The sequence below is a fragment of the Candidatus Kapaibacterium sp. genome (assembly GCA_023957315.1).
Lineage (GTDB): Bacteria > Bacteroidota > Ignavibacteria > Kapaibacteriales > UBA2268 > PGYU01.
This window is the reverse complement of sequence record JAMLHE010000001.1, coordinates 427,893-451,044: the sequence shown is the minus strand read 5'-3', so window position 1 is coordinate 451,044 and position 23,152 is coordinate 427,893. Positions and strand designations below refer to the sequence as shown.

Here is a 23,152-nt window from a genome sequence, read left to right as displayed (position 1 = left end):
CGCTATTTGGAATGAAATACAGGACAACGTCAAGATTTCGGATAAACGGGCATTCGCAATAAAAAGAGCTTCGCAAATGAGTTTTGAGATGTGCAAAATACCAATACACCAACAAATCAATGCGGCTCTTGGACTTTATAAATACGATAAATGTGAGCGAATCGCAATAGTAATTCAAAGGCATATTCTGGAATACAAGCGATTGAAAGGCTTAATCGAAAAAGCCACTACGATAGAAGAAATTGATAACATTTTGTTAAACCATCATTATCATAGAATATGAGCGTACCAAAAATACAAGCTGTTGACCCGGAAACAGGCGAACCGTTGTTCCTTGACCCTGTTGCAGATGCACCATTGGGAACGAACGGTCAAACCTTAAGATTCAATTCAGGTGATGAATTAGAGGCAACAAGTGCTATTACGGTAACAATAAGCGGAACTCATAAGGAAACGATTGTTGATACTGATATGGATGACACAGGTAAGCACCTAAATGCTGTCGTTCAACTAAATACCCAACTTGGAGCGGATTTAGAAACAAGTTTAAGCCAAGTAAGCATCCGTGCAGATGCACAACGCCCATCGGAAGGCATAGAAAGTTGTGGTATAGAAATAAAAAGCAGAAATCTTGCCGAACCACAATCGGAAAGTGAGATTTTGTTGCATGGCGATAAGTTCAATATCAACAATATGCAACTTCATAACGCACTTTTAGAAAAGGTTACCTCTTTGCCGACAGGCTTAACAGAGGCTCATGCAGGGCGAGTTGTTAGAATGGGTAGTGGTTTCTATTTTTGGCAAGGGTGGCGATGGGTAGGGTTGTCTGATAACAAATACCATTTTAAGCCGAATGACCAAATAGTTCCGAACGACGGCATATGGCATGACGACAATAATATAGTGTTTGATGTTGGGGCATTGGAGCTATACAGTTTTGAGTTTTATATGTTTCCCCAAGCGGGTCCTTTAGCGAATGGAATGGAATATACATTCAAGTTCACGCCAAGCGAAGCAATTACTGAGATGTACGGAACAAACACTCGGAATTTCTATATGCCATACAGCGGCTCTGAAAACAAGCTCAAATACAATGTGAATTTACTTAATGAAGTTGTATTCGCGGGTTTAGATGACGAAGACCCTCCAATACCAAAAATATATTTTGGCATTCTATACGGCGGTTCAGTTACAAGCACAATTAAATTACAGCACAAAGTGACTTCCCTTGTGGGGAACGCAGAAGTAAAGGCAACAACTCGCATTATTTTAAAAAGAATATACTAAAGCATTCAATATAAATAAGGCATTTAGCAATTTATTATTAATTATTTCTAAGGAGAATTTATCATGCCAACTATGGATAAAAGAATTATCGTAAACGGTGCGCCATTTGCGTATATCCACAAAGCAAGTGCGGGGGTTTTATCATTACTTTATACTTTCGACAACTTGCAAAACGTACAAATCACAATGCCAAGAGCAGATGCGGCGGCTTCATCAGGTAATAATAACGACCTAAACAGAAGTGACGGCGGGATAATCCGATTCCCACAGGAATCGCTTGTTTTGGATGGACGTGACGAAACCGATATTACACCAGCTGAAGATTCCAGCGATGCAACCGGCAAAGGTAAAATCGTATTTACCAACAATGAAGCACCTTTGCCAACATCAATTAACTCATACACAGCTTGGTTAAAAAGTCTCAAAGACAATGCCGATTCATTATTCCTTATTTCGATTGCCACAGGTTTCACTTGGGCAGGTAAGTCAGCAGGAACTCCAAAGGTTGACGGTTGGGCGAGAATGTTATGCAAACTCAATAATGATATTGATTTCCAAGCAGGTGCAAATGCTTCTTCAATCTCACTTGAATTTGTATCTTATAAGAATCCAATTGGCACGGAAGCACTTGAAGTAGGAGCTATTTCCGGTGTCGGTGGTATTACTTATGCCAATATAGCTTGGAAAGGTAAAGCAACAAATATTGTTTCGCCTGTAATAACAGAAGCTGAGGCAACTGCAATCTTAGCAGGTGATATCGTTTTATCCCCTGACAATGTATATACCTACGCTTAATGCTTATAATTCAGGAACATAGCGTCAATGAACATAATATCGGACGGCAAGCAATACGTTTTGCCGTCTCGAATATTTATAGCGAATTGTTCTTGACAAACGCATTAGCACCAGCAGGGACTATCTATACTGATATTTATGACTTTGAAAAGCATAAGCAAGATTTGGAGCTTGAAGATGGGAAATTCGGTATTGATGAACTAACATTCGAAATCAATTCGCTGAGCTGCAAATCGGAAACTGATAAACAAGCAATGTATTTCTGCTTAGATGCCACAAATGTTAATGCAGTACGATATTGTGCTTTATTTTTTGGTGAAGAGCCTACGAGCGAAAATATGCTATTTGTAGGTAAACTGAACACTAAAATATCGGGTGAAGATATTGCTTGGAGAGGAGTAAATTTCAGCCCAAACATCAGACCTGAAAGAAGTTATAAGTTAACTGCATACACCTTTGATGTTTCAATGCTTGACGAATGTGAAATAAATGATGATGTTTATAATTTGGAAAGCATAAGAATCAATAATTTGAGGGAGCGGTTTTTTGACGAGACGCTTTTCAATACTTGGTTTAAGATGAATGCTTCACATCGTGTAGCATACCAAGAATGGGGAGCTACAAACCGATATATTCATTATTCCCCAACAATAAATCTCAAGACATATCTTGACAAGATGTTAGAATTAAGCAGTGATTTGTTGCAGGAAAAGCATGATATTTCAATATCATTTACACTTGCCGAAAGTGATTTAGGGATTGATGTATTGCCGAGCTATATTTCGGAGCGTGCCACGACACCAATAAACAGCCATATGCTAACATTTAGCAAAGAGAATTATTTACCTTTTGAGCGTCGAATAAGATTAAAGCTATCAGATGCCAAAACAAGCACTACAAGCCCCGTATTAATTAGTCAAACAATGATTGACAGTCGTTTAGGCAATGATTATAAGGTTGGCGAGGATGGTGTAATAGATTTTGTTAGTGTCAAATCCGAAACAATGGATATGTCATTCATGACAAAGTTGAAAACAATGTCGGAATTGCTATTTACATTAGCAAGGGACTTCGGCTGTTTTCTCATTCTTGGTTACGAATCAGTTGGCGAAATATCAATTGAATTTGTTCCTCGTGAAAGTATCGTTAAAGCCGGATATACATATTTGGTTGATGTTGAAGAAAGCAGTTTTGATAGTAGTAGTAATCGAGATAGCGACGGGGGAACTAATTTCTACGCTTTAGCTACGAGCAAATTGGACGAGGGAAAAGATGTTAGTTGGGTTGTAACTCATTTGGGTGTGGCACGGCGAAACAATTCTGAGGCATATTTAAGTAAAGTTGACGAAATACAAGAACTTAAAGAGCAAAAGAATATTGATAGCAAAAAACTGATGCTTTCAATATCTCCAACCTTAGATTTGTGGGGTGACTCAAATAAAAACGCCGATTATGTGCCATTAAATACCGTCGCACGTGGCGAAAGTAGCCATATTGGGTGGAGCTATGAAACCGACTTTGAACCTATGTATGATAATGGTAGTACGAAGGTTAATTTGCCTAAACAGCTACATACAGGTATTTACATTCAAACTGAAGGAATCGAAACAACTACACCGCCACAACCAACACTTGTAACAAGAACCGCTCATGCTATTATCGCCACTATAAACGGCGTGGATAAAGTGTTTTATAAACTTGCTGATTACATTAACGAGATTTACAAAACGGGTCAGCAATTTTATGAAACAGCCCTTAATATCAAAGTGCCATATTGGAACGGATTCAATGATTCCGAAAGTGCGACCGGAGCATCTTGGAAAAAGCTAACATTAGGTAGTGTATTTCAGTTTTCGGAAATAGTCAAAAGATTTGCCGATGATGTGTTTATTGATATTGGCGTGGATAGGGATTATGTAGTTGTTGGTATTGAACGGGATTTGAGTAACCCTGAAACTACTATAAAGTTGATTGATAAAAGTGCTTATGCTTTTGGATATCCTGAAACAATTCCAGAACTTATTCCATTACCACAAGCCGGACCCGTTAACGAGAATGACACTATAACTAATACCGATAGTGGTAAAAGCGGTTACCTCATTGCTACGACCGACCCGGTAACGGAAATTGAAATCGGCGAGGCAGTTATGATACTTAGTGATAACACTATTGCCAAAGCAGAGGCAAATTCATTATATCCCGGAGCGGACTTAGGCATTGCATTAGCCAGTGGCATAAGTGGCGACACTATCATGGTGCAAACAGGTGGACGTGTAAATATGCCCGGAGTTTATGATTTTACAGGGTATGTAGAAAAGAATTTGTTTTTACGCACGAATGCAAGTGGAACAAACCTTTCACACTCTCCATTATTAGCAATTACAGGAAGTGAGGATGTTTACTGCATATTAGGAAGGATTGACAGTTTAACAAGTTTTGTTTTACGACCAAAGAAATGGAAATTTGTATGAAAAAAATACTTCAAAGCATTTCATCTATTATAGTCATTTCGGCTTTAATATACTTCGTTTTCGGGTTTGTTATGATGCAATTTAATCCAAGCATCTGGCAACAAGATACAAGGGAAGTGTTTTTGTTTATTATAGGATTTCTCAGCTTCGCTTTTATCTATTTAGTTATTTATATTAATGATTGAAACAGAACTATGATAATTATACTCGCATATTGTGATACACCTTTAGCAGACCCAACTGCTTATAACGCAAATTTTGCAACTGCTATGCCTGTTGGTGCAGTTGGAGCTCAAATGCAGTTTGACACATTGAAATATATACCAACAGTTGAAACCGAAACCGTTTCAGGTAAAACAAAAAGAGGCAGAAACTTTGAGCATGTCATTTCAACTGATGAGATATATGATATTGTGATAACAGCCGACGAGTTGATGACGTCAGCAAAACGTTCATTCGTAACCAACTTCTGGAAATCTAGCCACAAATACCTATTGACAGATACTGCCACAGGAACTTACATCAATGTAGTTTCAGGTGGTGGCGTATTGCCGATTGAGCTTATAAATGAATCCAAATATTTGCAGGAATTGAAGTTAAATTTAAAGGCAGCGAATGGCAACGGCATTACGTAAAGACATAGCAGGTAGCATATTACAGTTACCGATTAGAGCATTAACATTAGCAGACGGCACAAATACCGTGACACTTATGCAATTGGAAGCCGAAAGTAACTTCTTAGTGGACCCTGTCATTCGCATTGATGATGAAGGTAATCCAAGAACCATAGCTTATACTGTAAAAGCGGAGATATTTGTTCCTCATAATAAATTTGAAGAACCATGGCTTGCTTATGTCAATAACATGGTGAACAAAACAGTAAGTGCTGTAATATCATTAGGGAGTATGCCGAATTGGCCTCTGCTCCCTGCCGGAGATAAAACGACAATTGAAAATTCATTAATTGCAAGAGCGATAAACAGTAGTCCTGCGAATACGGGCGGAGCGTATATTGATATGCGAAACAATGCACATATCACAATGAAAGTAGAAAGCCCTGAAAGACGGCAAAGATATTTAATAACAATCACAACAATTATAAGAAGTTTATTTACAAATGAACCGCTCAACGTGGATGCACCGACAGGCGGAACAGACAAATTCTTAATGAGAAGGACAATATCAGCATGATAGAAATTGAATTTGACGGCAAAAAGCTGCAATATCTGTTTAAAAATTTATGTGTCGAGCAAAGCGAACTCGCAAAAGAAATAGGACTTTATAGAGAACTACAATTAGAATCCGAACCACCTACCCTCGATGAATGGGTGCGTAGCGGTGGTGCTGAATGGAAAATGAAAATATGCCGGTATATATTTAACTTAGAAGGCAAAAAATATGACCGTGGCTATGCTGAAACCGAACTGTATCAAACGATAAGATATTTGAACACAGAAGCAACCCCAAAATTAGAGGAAGCGGTAAAAGATTTTTTTATCAATTCGGGGAGCGAACAAAAGCTCTCGCAACTCTTTCGTACAGGAAGAAACAAGAACGAGATGCTGGAGTACTTAAAGTTGGCGATGATGATGAACAAGCAAGGATTGCCCAACAAGAGCACCTCCGATTAATTGAATTAAAACAAAACATCTTCAATCCGGGCAAACTCGATGAAATGATTGAAAACTTAGACATTTGGTATCTGGATTTATTAGCAGCAGGTGATGTAACAAAGTATGACCAAATCAGGCATTGCAAATTATGTGATGCTTTTAGTGCTTTAATGTATATAATAAATACGAGAATGTAATGGCAGCAAGTAAGAAATTTGAAATGATATTAGACCTTGTAGTCAACTTTGGAGCTGATGAAAAGAAATTAGCTGAGTTGGCTATTATGACCCAAAAAGTTTTAGAAAAATCCGCTCCCGAAATTAAATTCAGTCCAGATAAATTCAAAAGTGAAATCAAGAATATCGGCACTCTACTTCAATCATTAGAATCTGACGGCAAATCAATTGAAGATGTCTTGTCAAATATGACACTTGACATTGACATGAAAAAAGCCGAGAAGGAATTCGCCATGCTATTGGAGAGCTTAAAAGATATTGACAATATTGATTTAGCGAAGCTCGAGCAAAGCATGGAAGGATTGAGCGGTGAACATCTCGCCCAATTAACTGAGGAATTACAAAAAGCTTTTGATAATATCGACACTGACAAATTCGAGAATGAAATAAAAAGCATGGCAAAAGAATATGAAGAATCGGTTGCAAAAGTATCATCAGGATTAAACACTCAAAAGTCCGCCCTTAAACAAATGGAAGTCACAGGGCAAAAAGGTAGCGAAGCATATAAAAAACTCCAAGAAGAAATCAAAAAGAGCGAAAATGAGTTGAAAAAACTTGGTGTTACGCTCGAACAGCCCGCGACTTTCTTTGATAAAATGGCGAAATTCGGATTAGCCGCTCAAGGTATTCAGCAAGTAACGCAAGCATTCAATCAATTTATAGTGCCTTATAAGGAATTTGATAAACAACTAAAAAACATAGGTACGCTCGGAGTAGAGAATTTTGAGGAGTTCCGGGACGTTGCAATCAGTATAGCAACAAAAGTTCCTGATACGGTAGCAGGGGTAACAGAAGGTATTTATAACGCCATTTCGGCAGGTGCAATCAATGTAGTGGATGGTGTAGCCGATATTGCAGGTGGCATGGAATTTATTGAGCAGTCCTCAAAATTAGCCGTGGCAGGTTTGACAGATACGAATGCGGCTATCAAAGGTTTGGCAGCTGCTACAAATGCGTATGGTACTGATGTTTTGTCGGCGGAGCAGGCAGCCGATATTTTATTCGGAACTGTAAAAAATGGTGTAACAACTGTTCCCGAATTGAATGCTGCATTATCCAATGTTGTACCGATAGCGGCGGCGGCAGGTGTGAGTTTTGACCAAGTTGGAGCGGCTATTGCTACGCTAACTAAGCAAGGTGTACCCACAGCCCAAGCCACAACTCAGATTCGCCAAGCCATCGTAGAATTGATGAAGCCGGGAGCTCAGTTAAAAACCGTTATGGAAGAAGCCGGAGTTAGCATTGAATCGTTGCAAAAAGACGGTTTACAAGAATCTATGCGAAAACTCGGCGTTGCAATGGACGATATGGGCATTGATGCGGCGAACACGTTTTCAAGTGTTGAAGCTATCCAATTTGCATTATCACAAACAGGTGACAATGCAAAAAAAGCGGCTTCGGATTTGTTGTTAATCGGTGCATCGGCAGGAAGTGTTGAACAGGCGTTTGCAATTGCGAATGAAGGTATTGGTGTTCAAACGCAAGGCATATTGAATCAGGTTGAAGCGATGGCATTTAAGCTATTTGGCGTATTGGGTGACCAAGCTGTTGTATTGTTGGATTCCGCAAATAGTTTAGCACCTATGGTGACAACTTTTGCCGGTATAGGGCGTATGATACCCGACGGAGCTATTCAACGAGTTGGTGACTTTGCAAGTTCTATCGTGAAAAAATTAATCCCTGCAACGGTAGCCGCCGACGGAGCACAAAAAGCATTCAATTTGACAATGTTAGCGAATCCTTATGTAATAGCAGCAGCCGCAATTGCGGGTCTTGTAATTGGTGTTAAGTTGTTATCAGATGCCATGCATGAATCGGCGGCTGAAAGACAAGAGGCGGTGGAAGCGGAAGCGAGTTTACTCGACACTCAAATAGAAATGGTTGCGAGACAGCAAAAAATGGCAGAATCGAGCAATAAACTCGTTGAAGCCTTTGAATTGGAAGGCGAATCGGCTATGGAAAATAGGGATTTGATGTTGGCTTTAGCAAAAACATATCCGGGCGTCATAAACGGCAGCAAAACCTATGCTGAGAATTTAGCGAACCTAAAAAAAGCAAGTGCCGATGGTGCAAAATCACTTGACGATTTGGGCAGCAAAATGGATGAACTGCAAAGCAAGAAATTTGAATTAACGGGGCGTTTGCTAAAAATAGAGGTTGATGTAAAAAAAGAAGAGTTAGAGGATTTAATCACCGACGGTATAACGGGAGGCTTTGATTTTGATACCATATTTACGGAGTTTCTGTTCGGCACGAGTGATGCCCGTATAGCGGTTGAAAAACAGGTAAAATCTTACACGGACGAGATATATAAGGCAGCCACATCGAAGGAAGTGGAAGATGCAAGCCTTGCGATGCAAATGGCGCTTTACAACGGCGAAGGGGTATTTGGCGAACTTGATGATATAGAAAAAGAAAAAGTCCTTGCAGGCATAAAGGATGTTGAGAAGGCTGCAATAGCATCGATAGAAAACAAAAAAATTGAGCATGCCGCTTACTATAAACAATTGATAGATGCGAATTACAGCGAAGAAGATGCCGTAAAGTTGGTTAGTCAGCAATTCAAAATCTCGAAAGAAGAAGCAGCCGAAGTTGTTACCGAGCAAAAAAAGCAAGTGGAAATGGCGAAGGAAACAGCCAAAGAAGTGGATAAAATTGCCAAAAGTTTTGATGGTGTAAAAGCTGCAGCATCAACTTCATTTAATGAGGGATTAGCAAAAGAACTCGACTTGCAACTTCAACTCCGAGAAGCGAAAAGCAAAGGTGACAAAGAAGCAATTGCATCAATAAACCAACAATTGAAGGCACAGCGTCAAGAAAACAGCCAAAGCAATGCACAGTTGAAGAACCTCTCGAAGTTAGAAGAAGCAACTCTGAAAAGATACAATCCGGAGCCGGGAGAAAGTTGGTTAGATTTTGCAAATAGAGTTTATGCTAATGAAAAATTGCAATTGGATAATGCCTCACGATTGTATGAGTTAGATGTTCGCCGTGATGCAATTAGTCAAAATCGTGAACAAAGTGCCTATGATGAATATAAAATAGCATTGAACACTCTTGAAGTAGCTAAACAACAAGAAGCAGAGTATAAAAAGGCATTGGCACTCAAACGGGAATTTACTGAAAATGCCGACGGTACAATTGAATTTAAAGCACGTATTAGCCAAGCTGAGCAAGATGAAATTAATCAAGCCTTAGCAGATTTCAAATTTGATATTGAGGAGAAGGGACTGAATGTCATTGAAATCAATATGAGCATTGACAAAGAGGCGATGGATATTGCAAGGCAATTAGAGGATTTACAACTTGAATCATTAAAAGCAGAAATTGAAATTGGCGTCAAGGGTGGTGACAATTACGATGAAGTTCTTGGTTTACTTCGTAGGAGACATGAAGAGTATAAACGTGAATTAGAATCACATAAAGACGCCGTGCTTGACTTGGAATCTAAAATGCAGGGCGAAATATCCTTGTTAGGCGAAAATGCAACTGCCGAGCAAATAGCGACGGTAAAAACCAAATACGGCACTTTGATTAACGAAGCAAAACTAAAGCAAATTGAGTCTATTCAAAATGAGCGTTCCGCGAACGACACCATCGCCGGAATTGTGGATGACATGTATGAAAAGCGTTTGAGCCTCGTAGATGAATTCTATGCAAAAGAACGTAAGTATGTAGAAGGCAATTTCGATGCAATGAATTCCCGACTTGCAGAGTACAACAAACGTTATTCAGACTTTGCTAATGAACGTTTAGATACCGAGCAAAAATCCGGTTTGTCTGCTCTGGACAAGGAAAAGGACGAAAAATTAAAAGTTCTTGAGGATTACGGCAGACTCGAATTACAAAGTACCGCGAGTATCGAAGAACGCAAATTAGCTATTGAAGAAGAATATCGTAAAAAACGTGCAGATGCTGAGGAAGATTTTGCTAAGGCTCGTAGCATAGCATTGAATTTTACGTCAGGCAAGGAGTTAGAATTAACTCGTGTTAAGGAGCTAAAATTAGCAGAGTTGGAAAGCGACGGCATCAAAGAACGTATTGCCATACTCGAAAGCAAAAGAAATGAGGGTCCACTTTCGCTTGTAGATGAAAAAGCACTTGAAGGGTACAATGAGCAGTTAGCAGGAATTAACGAAGTAATCAGTAATAATGCTGATATATGGTCAACATCCATGTTTGAGGCAGGTGATGCTTTAAGTAGTATGACAACGGCATTAATCGCGGGTAATGCAGATGCGGCTGTTGAAAGTCTAAGGGATTATTTCAGTAAAGTATTTGGTATGGCAGCACAGGCACTAAGCACCAAAATCAGCGAAACCGTTTTGAGCTTAGTTTTGGATTGGTTAAAATTAGCTCCGGGCGACCCCCTGACAAAAATGCTAATATCCCCCGCCATCTATGCAGGTGTGAATGCAGGCGTCAGCAAAATAGCTCAACCGATATTGAAAGGTATGTTGAGTTTTGCATCGGGTGGACGTATTGACGGTCCAACTGCTTTAGTAGCAGGTGACGCCTCAAAGTTGGGTGGTCGTAATCGTGAATGGTGGACAACTGACCCGCAGTTAATCGGCATTATGCAATCGGCAATACGTGGAAGTAATCAGCTACTCGAGCAACGGTTACGCTCAATCGAAAACTTGTTAGCGAACCAAGTATTAACTGCTACTTTGGCGGGAACAGATATGGAGTTAAGTTTGAAACGTACCAAAGCAAAACAAGCAAGTAGGGCGAGACCGTAAAATGATTGCTATCTATCTTTTCTTGAGATTGCTTCAATCACATAGCCTGACTTTTCCAATGTACCGTCATCATTTACGATTCTTAATTCCATGCGAAACGAACCGGGACCGCCGATGTAGTAAAATTTTACTTGAAAGGTATAATCAAAACCGCCGAATAGTTGTGTTTTGTGAATGCTGATAAATTTATGTTTACCATAATCGGCACTATCTCCCCAAACGCCGACGAATTTGTATTTTCCAACTTTGATATAATCGGGACCGGATGAAGCGTATTCAACAGTATCTAAGTCAAAGAAATCGCCCCCGTATGAATCATCAATGTCATACAGCCCTCTGATGTAGGAATATTCAGGATTTACGGCATTATCAGAACCGCAAGAAATCATAAAAAACAAAACAGATAGTAGAATATAACTTTGAAAAACCTTAATCATCTTAGCTCCAGATGGATTATTAACAAACTTGAACAAAAGTAGCAATTTTGAACATATTAACAAAATATGATGCAAACTGATAATTTCAAATTGTGCTGATTTCAGACTTAATCGGTTTGAGATTATCGTGAAAAATTTGAAATGAATTTGGTATAAGCGAGTGAAAATTGCTTTTACATATTATGTAACCATTGAAAACAAAAATTAATCAAATATTTTTTCCAAGTTAAAGAATTATTCTTTGAAATATAAGAATAATTTTTTCTTTTATTCGGGTATTATAATACGCACTTATGAGAATGGGAGCATTTTACGAAGGAATTTTTCAGGAATTTTCAAGAATATTTCTTGGATAGCATTCATAAAAACCTTATTTTTGATACAGGTTAAATGAACGAAAGTTAATTAAAGTTTTTTGAAAATCGGAAAAAAAAAGTCACTCCAAAGTGGGGTGACACAAAACAAATTTTTTAAATTTATATTAAAGGTTTTACAATGGCTAAATCATTAAAATCAGCCGAAACTTCAAACGAAGTTACAAACAATTCAACTACTCAAAATGAAGTAGAAATTCCAAACACTTCAATCGAAGTTGAAACTCCAAATGTTCCTGAAACAAATGTTCCAGAAACAAAAGCTCCAAACGGTCATAAGGTTCTAATGGAGAAACTCGCTATGTTCCGTCGCTTGTCAAAGCAATTCAATCCAACTTTGAAAAGAATTGCTACTGTTCAGAGAAGTTTGGCTCTCGTTATTGACCAAGAACTTTTGGTTGACGAAAAAGAAAAGCTTCAAGAAATTCAACAATACTTTACAAATCTTGAACAAACAATAATTGACAAAATGCCGGAGGAACTAAGAAACCTCGAATAGCGAAAGGTTAAAAAACCTATATGCTCAGCCCGTCGAGAAAATCGGCGGGTCTTTTTTTGGATTGTAAAAATTAGTCGGTTTAAACCGCTTATATTCGGTTTTTAGAAATTTATACCTTATATATATGGTATAACCCCTAAAAAGCGAACCTTAACAGCCAAATCGCCAAATATCGGGGAATTAGAAACAGCAAAAAACGTGTCAAAAACGTGTCAAATAATATAGCAAAATTAGTGTCAAATAGACATTTTAAGGTAATAACTGATTTGAGCATACCTGAGTATATAAGCGATTCGAGGCGTCTGGCATTTAGTTTCAAGAAATAGGGTAGGAGTTCCCTTGGGATCACAGAACAGCCGAGCATAACGCTCGGCTTTTTTTTTTGAATCACCTTTTTGAAAGTACTAACCCCTCACACCTAACTTCTTCACCCCACATAAAAATCCAATTTCTAATGCCATAATATTACATTGAAATACTTATATTCGTAAAAAGTTTTGACGCAGAGATAAATATGGAGATTGACAGACATGGCTGATACAATGCGCGACGAGATTCATTTGGATGAGAAGTATATTTCTCAAATTAGGGATGGGGTCTTGTTTTATCCATGCTCGGGTTATGATGTAAAGCTCCCTATCAGTCTTTTTGCTCCATATGTCAATCAGTTTATTTTTGCCGATTTATGTCAATATCGTAATTTAAAAGACCCGAAATTGAAAGAGTTGATTAATCTGCCCTCGAATTACAAACTTCAAAAGAGTGTTATTAAGGGTGCTGTGGAATCGGATTTTACCCAACATTGGAATTATAGGAGTATCGAGCCCGGCGTACGGGAATTTAAATATATTGATAAAAATACTGAACATCAGGTAAGTGTTAAATTTAGAAGGGGTTATGGTATATATGCCTTGCGTGACCTTGTCAGCGAACTTGATGTTTTCTTTTATCGCGGCGATAGTCCGGGTGAAGGAGGTAGCAACGCATGGTGGAACAGACGTCCAAGTATTACTTGCACGCTGTCAAAGCTAAAAGATGGCGGGCTGTACATCACCGATGGCTCCAATTGCTCTACCGGTGAATACAGTTTTTTAGGGAAAAATAATCATTCCAGGTTGGGATATAAAAAAAAGGATTACCCTCCGGGACGTGATTATTTTGACCAATCCGGAAATAAGTTTTCCTGCGTTGGAGAAGAAGTCAGTTCAGATCATAGACCTACATTTGTCTGGAAAGTCACCAAAAATAAAGATTTCAATAATTTACAATCAACTAAGAATGATTTTGAAAGAGCACAAAGGCTGTTTTTCTTGTCCTTTTACTAATTCTGTTGCGATAGGTTTTCTATCTGCTATTTTTGGTTTGCTCATAATTATTTTTAGTTTATATTGATACCCTGCAATTAGTTCAGTTTTTTCTCATGCTGACTATCGGAATCAGTTTCAATTTTCTCTTTTTTATCTATCGAGAAGGGTAAAGTAAAATAAAATGTTGAGCCTATTCCTTCTTTAGATTTTACAAATATTTCACCCTTATGTGCTTCAATAATTTTTTTAGCAATGGCAAGCCCCAATCCTGTTGACTTTTCATTGTTTGTGGATTTAATCGTAGTTGTCTTATAAGCAACAAATACAGAGTCTAACTCATTTTCCGGAATTCCTGGACCTTCATCTTTAACTTCAGTTATTAAATTGTTATTCTCAATACGAACACTCACCCAAATCTTTTTGTTTTTATGAGAATACTTTATAGCGTTGCTTATTAAATTATCCAAAACCTGTTCAATTTTATTTCTATCGACTGAGAACTTAATTTTTGGTTGTTCGCTATTAAAAATAATCTGCTGTGATTTTTTTTGTGCATAAATTGAATTTTGAGAAATGCAAGATTGTACCAATTCGCAATAATCATTTTCTTTAACATCTAAATCTAAAATACCGGATTCGATTTTCGAAGCGTCAAGAAAATTTTCAATTAAGTTTAAAGCAAATAAACACCTTTCATTTATGATCTTTAAAAAATCAACATGTTCGTTTTGTGAAAAAACAGTGTAATCTTCTATTAGTAAATTAGAGAAGGAAAATGCTGAGCCTATTGGGCTTCTGAGGTCGTGAGCTGCCATTCCAATATATTTGTTTTTTTCAATATTTAATTGAAGAAGATTAGCATTTGCACTCTCGAGTTCTTGTGTGCGTTCCTTTACTTTATTTTCCAATGATTGTTTGGCTTCCTTTAGCTTTCTTATGAGCAGTCTGTTTTTAGTTATTAACTCATATTTATCAAATGCTTCTTCAATCGCTAAATTCAGTTCGGCAGGGTTCCAGGGTTTTGTTAAATATCGAAAAACCTGACCTTCATTAATTGCTCCAATAACAGCTTCAATATCGGAATAACCTGTTAAAAGAAGTTTTAATGCATCAGGGTATTTGTCTTTTATTTTACTGAAGAAATTAACACCTGTCATATCCGGCATTCGTTGGTCACTTAATACTACCTGAATATTTTCTTCTTCCATTATTGACAATGCGCTATTTGCACTATTAGCAATAAAAACATTATATTTTCTGCGAAACTGTCGAAATAATGTCTTCGTAATTTCTTCTTCATCATCAATGACAAGCAAATTATACTTGTTTTCACTTTCTTCTAATTGGTATTCTTTCATTTGGAAATCTCTTTTGGAATAATAAATTTCAAGTTACTACCTTGATTGTCTTTTGAACTTACTTCAATTTGTCCTTTATGCAAGTCGTTGATTATTTTATACGTTATACTCAAACCCAATCCGGTACCTGATCCTACTGGTTTTGTAGTGAAGAAAGGGTCAAATATTTTTTCAATTACTTCCTCTTTCATTCCACAACCATTGTCTTCAACCGAAATACTAATACTATCATCTAGCTCCTTGACTATTAATGATACTTTTCCTTTTCTTTCTACAGCTTGAATTGCATTTATAAGTACATTTAGAACTGCTTGATTCAGTTGACCGGGATAACAATCGACAAACAAACTTTCAGGAGATTCAAATTTGAATTGTATATCCTTTTTTTGAATTTCAGAATTTACAATTGTTAAAACCGATTGAATATTCTCAATTAAATCAATACTTTTTAATTCAGATTCATCAAGACGAGAAAATCTCCTTAATTCTTCAACTATAATTTTAACCCTTTCAACACCTGCCTGCGAATCTTTAATAATATCCGATACGTCTTCGGTCAGGTATTCAAATTCATACTGATTCTTAACTTTTTGTAAAACTTCTATTGCCGCTAAGTTATCAGAAGAATTAAAGTTGGTTTCCAATTCTGAAAAAGCTTCAAATATTTCATCTGAATATTTTTTAAGCTCATATAGGTTATTCGTAACAAAAGCGATGGGATTATTGATTTCGTGAGCAATACCAGCTACCATTTGTCCCAAGGCATTCATCTTTTCCGATTGGACGAGCATTTGCTGGGTTTCTTTAAGTTCTTGCAAGGTTTTCTCCAGCCTGGATTTTTCTTTTAATAATTGCCTCTGCAGGTTATTTATCTGCTGATTGAGCCGGCTCATTTTTTTATTGTCCTCGAATAAAGCCAGTGAATCGGTTTCGGCATAAATAAAATACATATCGCTTTCCCTGAAAATTTGGGCATTTAGGACATAGCTGGAATCGGAAAAATTACCAATAGTAAGTAAGCCTTTAAACAATAGTTGATTCTTATCGGGGTGAAGTTTTTTAGTTGTGAAAAATCAGGATTTACAAAAAAACGGGTAGGTTCAAAGGCTTGTTGAGTTGAGCCAAGTAAACGGCACATGAGTTCGTTGGCTTCAATCAAAACCCCATCCGAAGAATACCAAGCCAAAGCTGCATTCTCTGAAGCTAATTTCATCTTTGAGATGACGTTATCCCATTCTTTGTATAAACTTGCGTGCATAGAAATTTTAGTGCGATTAAAGCGGCGCATCAATTTCTTGTTCTGCAAGCTTATTAAATATAGGAATATTCACTTGCATCCATTTATAAAAAGGTTGAATCTCGTTAAAGGTATTTTCCGAGAATTCCTTACTGTAAATATTCATCCAAGCATTCAATTGTGCTGCCCAGTAAGTGGAACTAAAATTCCGTGAACGATAAGCCCGGAAAACCCACAGAACAGTGTCAACCAAAACTTCGGGTATAAAGTTATCAAACATAGACTCCATAAAACGGGCATGATTGGCATGATTATCTTTCATCATTTCAATATTATCTGCACCAACGAGCTCTTTAATATCAGCGCGGTCAAGCATGATCTGGTTCATTTTTTCAACCAATGCATTGAGGTTTTTACTAAATTCTTTATTTGCTTCTTTTGATGGTTGCTGAAGCTGAGCGGCTGTTTTTAATAAAATTTCTTTCGTCATTTTCTTTCTATTTTAAGTTTTTTAAATAAGTATCTAATAGGTGTAAATCGGTGATGTATGTTATATCTTTCCATTCAGCAAAATCATTGTCAGATAAATGCGAAAGCGCCTGTCCGCCAACAATTAATTTCGTTTGTGGAAACTCGTTTTTTAGTTGATTCAGCATTTGTTTCAACCTTGTAAAGTTAAAATATACACTCAAAGAAATAGCAATGATGTCTGGTTGAACCTCCTTAATAAATTTAATAAGTTCTGATATGGGAAAGCCCGTTCCAAGGAAAAAACTTTCCCACTGGTTCATCTCAAAAACATCGGCGACCATTTTTACGCCAACCTGGTGTTCTTCTTTTTCAACACAAGTCAGCACAACCTTTTTACCATTGTATTTATCCGGTAAAATTTCTGAGTAAAACGAATTCATAATACCTTCGGTTATTGCTGTAGCCAAATGTTCGGTTGCTACACTTATTTTATTTTGCTCCCAAAGCTTCCCTACTTCATAAAGGGAAGGTTTCATTACGTGCTCATACAATTCTTTAAAAGAGTTGCCTGTACTAATAAAATCCAAGCATATTTTATTAGCTTCTTTTCGCTTGCCCTCTAATAAAGCATTCAGATAATTCGTTTCCAAAGATTTATTGTTAGTTTTCATTCATGCAATGTTTTACAATTTCAATTTCTTTCTGTTTATTCAAAGTTTTTGTAAACTTCCCATTTACCTAATCGACTTATTGCTTTTTTTATTCAGGCATATGCTTTTTTTCAAAGATACAATATATTTAGATAGTTTCTTTTAGGCATTGCCCAAAACTCATTTATTTACGAACTCTCAATAAATGATATACTAATATACGAAAAGTTGAACTTATTACGAAATGTTTTTTTTCCACATTCGTATAACCAACAAAAAATGGAATTATAAGAATGAATGATGAACAATTACTGGTGTTTCGCAAAATCCTCAATATTTGTAATTATAGCGAAAGTACTATCTTGAGCTACAATAATGCTCTCATTCAGTTCAAAAAATGGAACTATCAAGGATTGCATCAATTTCTGTCCCAAAAGCTTGTTCGACAATTCGAATTGTCGTGAATAAAGTTCAATATCGTTTTCTGTCTTCGGTTTCATTTTTAAATTTTGACTAACGTCAAATTTTGGTGTTGATATTCAGCAAGTTAAGTTTTTCAATTTTCAGTCAAATTTCCGCTTATAGTCCTGTAAGTTGTTACAAAGGCTGGACGAGCACCATAATAAAGTACATGTTTTTACGGTCAGTTGTAACATAGACCTGACACTGAAACAACTGACAGGACACTAGAGGGTTCGTGTGTTTCGTTTCATACGGTGTTATTCATATTCAAGCCCTTCGGCCTTGTTTTGGGTGTCATGCTTCTTTCCCCGCATTTCATGCGGAGTTATTCATATTTAACCACTTCGTGGTAAAAGCCCAAAACCGAAATCCATTGTTGTTATAGATATTTAACCACTTCGTGGTTTAGGAGTCCTGTCCGTTGCAACAAAGACGAAACACTAATTTACTTCCCCTTATTTACTTTATTATTTATAAATTTAAATAATTCCATTACTAATAGTATTGGTATAGCCAAGGTTAATATGTAGAGCCATTCGTTCAATGAAATGGGTTCAATTCGCAACACATTTTGCATAAATGGAATATGCATGCTCAGTATATGGATGCCTTGAGCGGCTAATACCCCGAATACAAGGACGATGTTCCTTTTTAATGGCACTTTAAAAGCAGAGACTCTTTCGGAACGACAATTAAAGGCATGGAAATTTTGCATAAATACCATGAGTAGCAATATTAGGTCGCGTGCATGTGTTACGTCCATTTGGGTGTAGTTGTTTAAGTAATACCACAGCCCAAAAACGATGAAGCCCATGGTTGCACCCGATACAAGCGTTTGGTTAATCATAAGCGGGTTGAATATTTTCTCGGATGGTTTGCGTGGAGCTCGTTTCATGGCGCCGGGCTCACCACCTTCAAATGCAAGGGCTACGTCTTGGATGCCGTTGGTAACTAAATTCAACCACAATAACTGCACGGCAAGTAGCGGCAGTGGCAATCCGGCGGCTATTGCTGCCAAAAAGAGAATAACTTCAGCGGTGCCGGTCGAAATTAGCAGGTAAATTACTTTACGCACGTTGTCGAAAGCAAAGCGTCCCTCTTCGACTCCTGCCACTATTGACGAAAAATTATCGTCCACCACAATCATCGAACCAACTTCTTTAGCTACATCGGTACCTGAGCCCATTGCCACGCCAATGTTAGCTCGTTTGAGTGCGGGAGCATCGTTTACGCCGTCGCCCGTTACTGCAACAAATTCTCCATTACGTATCAGTACATCAACAATTTCCAACTTCTGAGTTGGCGAAACTCTGGCAAATACGGTGGTTGATGCCACTAATTCCTCAAAAGCGGCACTGTCGTGCTTTCCTGCATCGGTCAGCATTGACCCAGTTACTACTGTTGTATTTTCATCAGTTATGCCTAATTCTCGAGATATCGAACCTGCGGTTTCGGGATGGTCTCCGGTTATCATTATTACTTTTATTCCGGCTTCATGGCAATGCTCCACCGATTCTTTAGCTTCGGGTCTTAATGGGTCAATAAATCCTACAATGCCATAGAATGTAAGTGTCGGAATGTCTTCGTCTTCATAAACTTCTTTCTTTTGATAATCATTGTATTCACCTTCGGCAAATGCCAATACACGATATCCATCTTTGGCTAAATTTTCCGCATCGGCAAGTATTTTTTCTTTATCAATGTCTTTAATTTCTCCATTAACGGACATGGATTCGCAAAAGTCGAGAATGGTTTCAACTGCGCCCTTCACTCCAACATAAACCGAATCGTTTTTATTATAAAATGATGCAGAGTATTTTCGCTCCGATTCGTAGGGAATATTTCCGAGCGGTTTATCCTCTGTGAGCCATTTATCGGGTTCGACACCAAGTTTATAGCTCATACCAAGCAGGGCAACATCCATAGCATCACCGTGGTGAGACCATTTATCATTTTCTTTGCTGAGGGAACTCTCGTTGGCATAAACTGCTACATGTGCGATTTTGACAATTTCATCATTTTCCGAAAATTCAATGGATTTCTCCTCCGAATCAAGCACTTTCCCATCACCATTATAGCCTTGTCCTTCAATGCTGTAGAGGCTACTGTCGGGTACTTGTATGATTTTTGCCGTTTGCTCGTTCACGGTGAGTGTTCCGGTTTTGTCACTGGCAATTACGGTGCAACTACCCAAACTCTCAACCGATGTAAGCTGTCGCACAATTACATTACGTTTAGCCATCCGTTTAGCGGCAATGGACAAAGCTACTGTTAAAGCTACCGGCAACCCTTCAGGAATCGCAGAAACAGCAAGTGCTACCACAAAAAAGAAGATTGCAGTAAAATCCATACCTTGCAGTCGGAGTACAACTGCTAATACAACACTTAGAGCAATAATGAAAATACTGATTTGCTTGATAAATTTATCCATACGTTGCACCAAGGGTGGTTTTGCGGTAGCTGCCCCGGTAACATCTTGTGAGATTTTTCCTACTTGTGTGTCGATGCCTGTGCTAACCACAATGCCCACGCCACGCCCTTTCAATACGGTTGCTCCGGCAAAAGCCATGTTTGTTCGTTCGGCAACGCCAAGGTTTTCCTTCAGTACGTCAATTTGTTTTTTGGCTGCAATGGATTCGCCCGTAAGAAAGCTTTCGTCAATTTCCAATCCCGATACTTCAAGTAAACGCATATCGGCAGGTACTTTCACACCCGATTCGAGTAGCACGAAATCGCCCGGCACAAGCTCTTCAGATGGCACTTCCGATTCCTTACCATCTCTGCGTACCCTCGCTTTAATCTTCATTAATTTTTGCAAACTGTCGGCACTCTTCTCGGCATTGTACTCCTGATAGGTCCCCATTGCACTGTTGATGAAAATAACCAGAAAGATGAATATAGCATCTTTGCCTTCGCCAATGGCTATTGATGCCACCGCAGCAGCAACGAGAATGAAAATTAAGGGGTTCAATAACTGGTGCAGTATAATCTGCATTAGGGTAACTTTTTTTCCTTCGGGCAGTGTATTTTGACCGTAAAAATCAATCCTTTTCTTAACTTCTTCCTGATTTAACCCAACTTCAGATGTTTTTAGTTCACTGAAGATTTTTTCTTCACTTAATGTCTGCCATTGTTCTTTGGCTATGGAGTCCCTATCTTTCATAAATAGCTCTGTCTTTAGTAATTTATCATATTAATTTTTTACATCATGAACGCTAACATTTGGACGTTTACCTTAGGTGGGCATTTTGGGGGGAGGTGGGGTATGAAGTGATGGGGGGGATGGATTTAATTTCACTTTTTCTTCAAGCCTTATGGGTGTTCTTACAAATCGTTCAATTATTGAAGGAAACATTTTCTGTTCCGATTCAAAATTGAATTTCCTGTCAAACCATTTTGTTCTCATACGTGTCGTCAAATTAAATTACTGCTAACGTTTTGCAGCTTTGCGAAGGAGGGGATTTTTAGCACTAATGTTCATACGAAGCACACACTTCAAATTTACAAAAACCTGTCATACGAAGCACTGAACCGCCAATTAATTGTAGGTGCTGTTACAAGCCGTTTTTAATTATTTTTTTCATTATTACTTGTTCTTTATGTTTTAATTTGACGAACAATAAACCATTGGGTGCACCAGATAAATCAATTTTTTGATTTAAGACTGTGGACTCTTGCAATAATCGTCCATCCATTGAATAAATGCAGTATTCAATAACATCCATTGAGTTACTCTCAATCCAAATTTCATTGCCGGTTGGATTTGGATAAAGGTTAATACTGATATTATTATCAAATTTACTTTCAATACTAACAGTGTTGGTGCTAAACTGCCTAAGCCAATGCTCGATAATATTGAAAATATCCTCGCTATTTCTATCTTGCATTAGTAAATGGCTATTGCCAAAAACTAAAGAATCTTCGGGTAGTGAAACCACATCTGCCACTCCACCAGCATTCTGAAACTGAACTGCCGCAGCTTCTGTAGCCAACTTTCTGTTCGTTTGATTTCGTGAATCTATGTAGTCGCCATATACCCCAAACATATGTAATCCATCTAAATCAGGAAAGTCATCAGCATCAGGTGGACCGGCAGGTTCTATCAGAATAAGGCCATTTACTTGTTCTTTCTTTTGTCGGGCTGCGGTTACAGCTCTGCTAGCTCCGGCACTATGAGCAATCAGCCATACTTCACTTTTAATAGAATCAAGAACAGCTTGTATCGCATCTGAATAATCCTCTTTGGATGTGCCTATATACGGATAATTTTTTGCAAATACATCGAAATATTCAGTAGGAAAGAGAGCATCAGCGTAGGGGTTGCCTTGCGAGTGTCCAAATCCCCATCTTCTCCATATATCACTCTGCCAACCTTGTTCAGATCCGGGTGTAGCTTCTTTACCATCGGCTGGTACTGTATAAGGCTCTACAAATCCACCCGTTGCAAAATCATACCTTGGGTCGTTTACCATATATACATCGTATCCTTTGTCAGCAAATAACTCTGCCCAACCTTTTCTGCCATCGGGCGTAGTGACATATATATAAGTTGATAAGTTAGCACCGGGTACCATAACTATTGTTGCATTTTCTGTTCTATTTTCTGACAGAATATAGTTAATAAAAGCATCATGGGTATAAAAACTTCCATAAGTATGTTGAGCCATACTGTTAACTGCAAAAAGCAAGCAAGTAATTATAAACATAACTTGTTTAAACATAAATTTCCCTTTTTTAATCAATAAGAACCGAAGGTAGCAAAATTATTATAATCACTTAAAACTTTCGATTTTTTTTTTTTTGGCTTGTAATGTTCCGCAATAATGATGAGTTTCTGATTGTTCTATAGTTATCAGTCTAAAGCCTGCTTATGTATCGATTTAAATTCAATTCTATTTGTTTCACTGTCATATGTCATTTTTAATTGGCTATCCCAATTTAAAAATTCATGACAGATAAATTCTAGTTTTAAGTTGTCCCATTTCATAAATACAATTGTGTCCATTTGAATTGGGCTATCTATTGGTTCTTTATGCTTTATACTTGTTGTAACTTTCTCGATTTTGTAATAGTCAGAAAGGATAAAGTCTCCATTTGGTGAAATTGTCAAATTCTGATATTGTGGTTGGTCTTCAAAATCACTAATATTACCTGCTTTTATGTCGAAAAAATAATTATTCAAATCTAATTGCTCTTTATCCTTTATGTTCAAT

21 protein-coding genes are annotated in these 23,152 nt (G+C 37.7%); 11 read left to right on the top strand and 10 right to left on the bottom strand.

The features are described 5' to 3' along the window. The 9 genes from M9949_01780 to M9949_01740 all read left to right on the top strand — a co-directional run. Positions 1-283, top strand: a 283-nt coding sequence (locus tag M9949_01780) for a hypothetical protein (protein MCO5250133.1), incomplete at its 5' end; no start/stop codon positions are given. Further along, positions 280-1,287 (top strand): hypothetical protein, encoded by a 1,008-nt coding sequence (locus tag M9949_01775; protein ID MCO5250132.1) that lies wholly within the window; start codon positions 280-282, stop codon positions 1,285-1,287. The genes M9949_01780 and M9949_01775, both read left to right, overlap by 4 nt. A gap of 63 nt (positions 1,288-1,350) precedes the next feature. Continuing rightward, entirely contained in the window at positions 1,351-2,082 is a 732-nt protein-coding gene (locus M9949_01770; GenBank protein ID MCO5250131.1) for a hypothetical protein, read from the top strand. Then, entirely contained in the window at positions 2,082-4,553 is a 2,472-nt protein-coding gene (locus M9949_01765) for an E3 UFM1-protein ligase 1 (GenBank protein MCO5250130.1), read from the top strand. Before M9949_01770 ends, M9949_01765 begins: the two co-directional genes overlap by 1 nt. Beyond that, on the top strand, positions 4,550-4,738 hold the full coding sequence (locus M9949_01760) for a hypothetical protein (protein MCO5250129.1): 189 nt from the start codon (positions 4,550-4,552) through the stop codon (positions 4,736-4,738). The genes M9949_01765 and M9949_01760 overlap by 4 nt, the downstream gene beginning before the upstream one ends. Positions 4,739-4,747: 9 nt before the next feature. Further along, the gene (locus tag M9949_01755; protein ID MCO5250128.1) at positions 4,748-5,188 is read left to right on the top strand and encodes a hypothetical protein; all 441 of its coding nucleotides are present in this window, start codon (positions 4,748-4,750) and stop codon (positions 5,186-5,188) included. Continuing rightward, positions 5,169-5,744, top strand: coding sequence for a hypothetical protein (locus M9949_01750; GenBank protein MCO5250127.1), 576 nt, complete (start codon positions 5,169-5,171; stop codon positions 5,742-5,744). The genes M9949_01755 and M9949_01750 overlap by 20 nt, the downstream gene beginning before the upstream one ends. Further along, complete coding sequence (locus M9949_01745; protein ID MCO5250126.1) at positions 5,741-6,184, top strand: hypothetical protein; 444 nt, start codon at positions 5,741-5,743, stop codon at positions 6,182-6,184. Before M9949_01750 ends, M9949_01745 begins: the two co-directional genes overlap by 4 nt. Before the next feature lie 178 nt (positions 6,185-6,362). After that, positions 6,363-11,144 (top strand): phage tail tape measure protein, encoded by a 4,782-nt coding sequence (locus tag M9949_01740; protein ID MCO5250125.1) that lies wholly within the window; start codon positions 6,363-6,365, stop codon positions 11,142-11,144. Between the two features lie 8 nt (positions 11,145-11,152). Here the strand turns inward: M9949_01740 and M9949_01735 are convergent, their stop codons facing one another. Continuing rightward, positions 11,153-11,581 (bottom strand): hypothetical protein, encoded by a 429-nt coding sequence (locus M9949_01735; protein ID MCO5250124.1) that lies wholly within the window; start codon positions 11,579-11,581, stop codon positions 11,153-11,155. A 495-nt stretch (positions 11,582-12,076) separates the two neighbouring features. Here M9949_01735 and M9949_01730 point away from each other — a divergent pair, with 495 nt between their 5' ends. Together M9949_01730 and M9949_01725 are read left to right on the top strand one after the other, a co-directional pair. Next, complete coding sequence (locus tag M9949_01730) at positions 12,077-12,454, top strand: hypothetical protein (GenBank protein ID MCO5250123.1); 378 nt, start codon at positions 12,077-12,079, stop codon at positions 12,452-12,454. A gap of 530 nt (positions 12,455-12,984) precedes the next feature. Next, positions 12,985-13,779, top strand: coding sequence for a hypothetical protein (locus M9949_01725; protein MCO5250122.1), 795 nt, complete (start codon positions 12,985-12,987; stop codon positions 13,777-13,779). Positions 13,780-13,856: 77 nt separating this feature from the next. On the opposite strand, the gene M9949_01720 is transcribed toward M9949_01725, so the two are convergent. From M9949_01720 to M9949_01680, 9 genes are all read right to left on the bottom strand, one after another. Continuing rightward, entirely contained in the window at positions 13,857-15,119 is a 1,263-nt protein-coding gene (locus tag M9949_01720) for a hybrid sensor histidine kinase/response regulator (protein MCO5250121.1), read from the bottom strand. Further along, the gene (locus M9949_01715; protein MCO5250120.1) at positions 15,116-16,069 is read right to left on the bottom strand and encodes an ATP-binding protein; all 954 of its coding nucleotides are present in this window, start codon (positions 16,067-16,069) and stop codon (positions 15,116-15,118) included. The genes M9949_01720 and M9949_01715 overlap by 4 nt, the downstream gene beginning before the upstream one ends. A 26-nt stretch (positions 16,070-16,095) precedes the next feature. Next, positions 16,096-16,407, bottom strand: a complete 312-nt coding sequence (locus M9949_01710) for a hypothetical protein (GenBank protein MCO5250119.1) — start codon at positions 16,405-16,407, stop codon at positions 16,096-16,098. Further along, positions 16,394-16,846 carry a hypothetical protein gene (locus M9949_01705; GenBank protein ID MCO5250118.1) on the bottom strand — a complete coding sequence of 151 codons (453 nt, stop codon included), beginning with the start codon at positions 16,844-16,846 and terminating at the stop codon, positions 16,394-16,396. Before M9949_01705 ends, M9949_01710 begins: the two co-directional genes overlap by 14 nt. Before the next feature lie 7 nt (positions 16,847-16,853). Then, positions 16,854-17,498: a cobalamin-dependent protein gene (locus M9949_01700; protein ID MCO5250117.1), complete on the bottom strand. Its 645-nt coding sequence runs from the start codon at positions 17,496-17,498 to the stop codon at positions 16,854-16,856. 287 nt (positions 17,499-17,785) lie between these two features. After that, the gene (locus tag M9949_01695) at positions 17,786-17,977 is read right to left on the bottom strand and encodes a hypothetical protein (GenBank protein ID MCO5250116.1); all 192 of its coding nucleotides are present in this window, start codon (positions 17,975-17,977) and stop codon (positions 17,786-17,788) included. A 407-nt stretch (positions 17,978-18,384) separates the two neighbouring features. Continuing rightward, complete coding sequence (locus M9949_01690) at positions 18,385-21,102, bottom strand: HAD-IC family P-type ATPase (protein ID MCO5250115.1); 2,718 nt, start codon at positions 21,100-21,102, stop codon at positions 18,385-18,387. A 391-nt stretch (positions 21,103-21,493) separates the two neighbouring features. Continuing rightward, positions 21,494-22,660: a T9SS type A sorting domain-containing protein gene (locus M9949_01685; protein MCO5250114.1), complete on the bottom strand. Its 1,167-nt coding sequence runs from the start codon at positions 22,658-22,660 to the stop codon at positions 21,494-21,496. A gap of 131 nt (positions 22,661-22,791) precedes the next feature. Then, positions 22,792-23,151, bottom strand: a complete 360-nt coding sequence (locus M9949_01680; GenBank protein ID MCO5250113.1) for a hypothetical protein — start codon at positions 23,149-23,151, stop codon at positions 22,792-22,794. Position 23,152: the final 1 nt, after the last annotated feature.

Bases quoted from the DNA above. Each gene is read 5' to 3' on its own strand.
- M9949_01765 (MCO5250130.1), top strand. From the start codon at position 2,082: ATGCTTATAATTCAGGAACATAGCGTCAATGAACATAATATCGGACGG.
- M9949_01750 (MCO5250127.1), top strand. From the start codon at position 5,169: ATGGCAACGGCATTACGTAAAGACATAGCAGGTAGCATATTACAGTTA.
- M9949_01720 (MCO5250121.1), bottom strand. From the start codon at position 15,119: ATGAAAGAATACCAATTAGAAGAAAGTGAAAACAAGTATAATTTGCTT.
- M9949_01775 (MCO5250132.1), top strand. From the start codon at position 280: ATGAGCGTACCAAAAATACAAGCTGTTGACCCGGAAACAGGCGAACCG.
- M9949_01755 (MCO5250128.1), top strand. From the start codon at position 4,748: ATGATAATTATACTCGCATATTGTGATACACCTTTAGCAGACCCAACT.
- M9949_01730 (MCO5250123.1), top strand. From the start codon at position 12,077: ATGGCTAAATCATTAAAATCAGCCGAAACTTCAAACGAAGTTACAAAC.
- M9949_01725 (MCO5250122.1), top strand. From the start codon at position 12,985: ATGGCTGATACAATGCGCGACGAGATTCATTTGGATGAGAAGTATATT.
- M9949_01745 (MCO5250126.1), top strand. From the start codon at position 5,741: ATGATAGAAATTGAATTTGACGGCAAAAAGCTGCAATATCTGTTTAAA.
- M9949_01740 (MCO5250125.1), top strand. From the start codon at position 6,363: ATGGCAGCAAGTAAGAAATTTGAAATGATATTAGACCTTGTAGTCAAC.
- M9949_01770 (MCO5250131.1), top strand. From the start codon at position 1,351: ATGCCAACTATGGATAAAAGAATTATCGTAAACGGTGCGCCATTTGCG.
- M9949_01715 (MCO5250120.1), bottom strand. From the start codon at position 16,069: ATGTATTTTATTTATGCCGAAACCGATTCACTGGCTTTATTCGAGGAC.
- M9949_01700 (MCO5250117.1), bottom strand. From the start codon at position 17,498: ATGAAAACTAACAATAAATCTTTGGAAACGAATTATCTGAATGCTTTA.
- M9949_01695 (MCO5250116.1), bottom strand. From the start codon at position 17,977: ATGAAACCGAAGACAGAAAACGATATTGAACTTTATTCACGACAATTC.
- M9949_01760 (MCO5250129.1), top strand. From the start codon at position 4,550: ATGAAAAAAATACTTCAAAGCATTTCATCTATTATAGTCATTTCGGCT.
- M9949_01710 (MCO5250119.1), bottom strand. From the start codon at position 16,407: ATGCGCCGCTTTAATCGCACTAAAATTTCTATGCACGCAAGTTTATAC.
- M9949_01685 (MCO5250114.1), bottom strand. From the start codon at position 22,660: ATGTTTAAACAAGTTATGTTTATAATTACTTGCTTGCTTTTTGCAGTT.
- M9949_01690 (MCO5250115.1), bottom strand. From the start codon at position 21,102: ATGAAAGATAGGGACTCCATAGCCAAAGAACAATGGCAGACATTAAGT.
- M9949_01705 (MCO5250118.1), bottom strand. From the start codon at position 16,846: ATGACGAAAGAAATTTTATTAAAAACAGCCGCTCAGCTTCAGCAACCA.
- M9949_01735 (MCO5250124.1), bottom strand. From the start codon at position 11,581: ATGATTAAGGTTTTTCAAAGTTATATTCTACTATCTGTTTTGTTTTTT.